The following is a 2,280-nucleotide window of genomic DNA, read 5'->3' as shown; positions in this document are numbered from 1 at the left end:
CGCGAACTCGTGTTGATGAGGGCGCGGGCGGCTCAGCAGGCCCAGGTCGCACAGGTGTTCGAGCAGCCAGTCGTAGAAGGCGCGCTGGTCTTCGAATTCGAGCGTGCAGACGGAATGGGTGATGCGCTCCAGCGCGTCTTCGATCGGGTGCGCGTAGGTGTACATCGGGTAGATGCACCAGGTGTCGCCCGTGTTGTGATGCGTCGCGCGCTTGATGCGGTACAGGGCCGGGTCGCGCAGGTTGATGTTGGGCGACGCCATGTCGATCTTCGCGCGCAGCACGGCGGCGCCGTCCGCAAGCCGGCCGTACTTCATGTCGCGAAAGCGGGCCAGGTTTTCTTCGGGCGTGCGGTTGCGAAAGGGGCTGTCGGTGCCGTGCGTGTTGAAGTCGCCGCGGGTGGCGCGCATCTGTTCGGGCGTTTGCTCGTCCACGTAGGCCAGCCCGGCGGTGATGAGCGCTTCGGCGGCGCGGTACATGTCGTCGAAGTAGTCGCTGGCGAAGTAGAGGTGGCTGCGCGTGCTCTTCGTGTCCGCGGGGTTCGGGCCTTCCCAGTCGAAGCCGAGCCACTTCACCGCGTCGATGATGGCGTCGACGTACTCCTGCTCTTCCTTCTCGGGGTTGGTGTCGTCGAAGCGCAAGTGGCACACGCCGCCGAAGTCGCGCGCCAGGCCGAAGTTCAGGCAGATGCTCTTGGCGTGGCCGATGTGCAGGTAGCCGTTGGGCTCGGGCGGAAAACGCGTGCGAATCCTGGCCGGGTCGAGCGGCTGGCCTGCGTGGTGGGCGGCGTCGCCCGGCGTGCCGGCGAAGGTGCGCCCGGCGTAGGTGCCTTGTTCGAGGTCGCGCTCGATCGTGTTGCGAAGGAAGTTGCCGCTCTTGTGCGGCTCGGCAGTGCTGCCGGCGGCGGGGCCGGGCTTCTTCTTCGGTGCGTCGTTCATCGTGGCGGTGGGTTGGCTGCACTTCATTCTAAGGAGCGCCCCCAGGGCTCGGCGGCGCCGAGCCCGCCCCCCGAGGGGGTCAAGGAACTCGGGAGCGGCCCTTCGTTTCCTTGAGAGCGCTGCTTGGCTGAAGCCCGGGCGCAGCTCGGCTGCAACTCGCAAAAGAGGGGCCGTGGCGCGAGGCGAATGCGGCTGCAGCGGTTCACAAAACTTCACCGCCAAGAGACATCGCCGGAGCCAATGAGGCCTATGGTGGAGTCGTTGATGAAGCGCGGGACCAAGAGCCTCCAATCCGGAGGCGGCCCGCAAAGGAGTCGACATGAACGCACGGATTCGCAGAACGCTGGCTTTCGTCGCACTGGGCTTGGCCGGTGCGGCGGCCACGAGCACCGCGCAGGCGGGGGTGTCGTGGCACATCGGCATCAACCTGCCGGGGCCGCAGGTGTATTACCCGCCGCCGCCCGTTGTGTATCACCCCGCACCGGCGTACTACCCGCCGCCGCCCGTTGTGTATCACCCCGCGCCGGCGTACTACCCGCCGCCGGTGGTGTACCAGCGGGCGCCGCGAGTGGTGTATGGCCCGGCGCCCATCCATTACCGGCAGGCGCCGGTGATCGGGCACCACCGGCACGCGCCGGTGGTCGTGCACCAGCACGGGCCGCGCGGCCACTGGCGCGATGGCCGCTGGCAGGACCGCAAGGGCCGCGGTGACCGCGACCACGACCGCCGCGACCGGCGCAGTCGCGATCACCAGGATCGCCGCTACTGAACGAACGGGAGTCGCTGCAATTGCTCCGGCTCCCACCCGTCTGTGGGAGCGGGGGCAAAGCGCACGGAAAGGTCGGCCATCCCATCCTCGCCGAGGTCGGCGCCTCCAGGTAAAAATTGGCCTGCGAGTCGCCCGTCGAAGCACCGTGACTTACGCACTGCGGACCCCTAAACCGTGCATCGGACGCTCTGAGGCCCCACCTACAATTGCGGTCTTCGGATCAAGCCTTCAACATTCCGTGCCTTCCCCCGCTCAAGTTGTCCTGCCGCAGGCTGCTGCCGGTGCGCCCGAGCAATCGGCGCCCGAGCGTGAACTGGCGGTGCTGCTCGTCGAAGCCCTGAACCTCGAGGTGCTCCCGGCCGACATCGACCCGAACGCGCCGCTCTACGGCGAAGGCCTGGGCCTGGACTCGATCGACGTCCTCGAGGTCGCCCTCGAAGTGTCACGGCGCTACGGCTTCCAGTTGCGCTCGGACGACGCGAACAACCCGCAGATCTTCCGCTCGCTGCGCAGCCTCGCGTCGCACGTCGCCCAGCACCGCACGCTGTAAGCGCCGCGATGCCGCCGAACCCCGG

General features: G+C 68.0%; 3 protein-coding genes. 2 read left to right on the top strand and 1 reads right to left on the bottom strand.

Annotation, left to right across the window (positions count from 1 at the left end; genetic code table 11):
- Window positions 1-936 (bottom strand): glutamate--tRNA ligase family protein (locus tag H0W38_RS19340; RefSeq protein WP_292457219.1); only part of this gene is annotated, 936 nt, incomplete at its 3' end.
- A 319-nt stretch (window positions 937-1,255) separates the two neighbouring features.
- Here H0W38_RS19340 and H0W38_RS19335 point away from each other — a divergent pair.
- Window positions 1,256-1,705, top strand: a complete 450-nt coding sequence (locus H0W38_RS19335; RefSeq protein ID WP_292457217.1) for a hypothetical protein — start codon at window positions 1,256-1,258, stop codon at window positions 1,703-1,705.
- A gap of 238 nt (window positions 1,706-1,943) precedes the next feature.
- Window positions 1,944-2,255 carry a phosphopantetheine-binding protein gene (locus H0W38_RS19330; RefSeq protein ID WP_292457214.1) on the top strand — a complete coding sequence of 104 codons (312 nt, stop codon included), beginning with the start codon at window positions 1,944-1,946 and terminating at the stop codon, window positions 2,253-2,255.
- Window positions 2,256-2,280: the final 25 nt, after the last annotated feature.

Origin of the sequence: Methylibium sp., from assembly GCF_013817365.1 — a bacterium.
Lineage (GTDB): Bacteria > Pseudomonadota > Gammaproteobacteria > Burkholderiales > Burkholderiaceae_C > Methylibium.
The sequence above is the reverse complement of the archived record's forward strand: the minus strand, read 5'-3'. Positions and strand labels throughout refer to the sequence as shown.

Bases quoted from the DNA above. Each gene is read 5' to 3' on its own strand.
- H0W38_RS19335 (WP_292457217.1), top strand. From the start codon at position 1,256: ATGAACGCACGGATTCGCAGAACGCTGGCTTTCGTCGCACTGGGCTTG.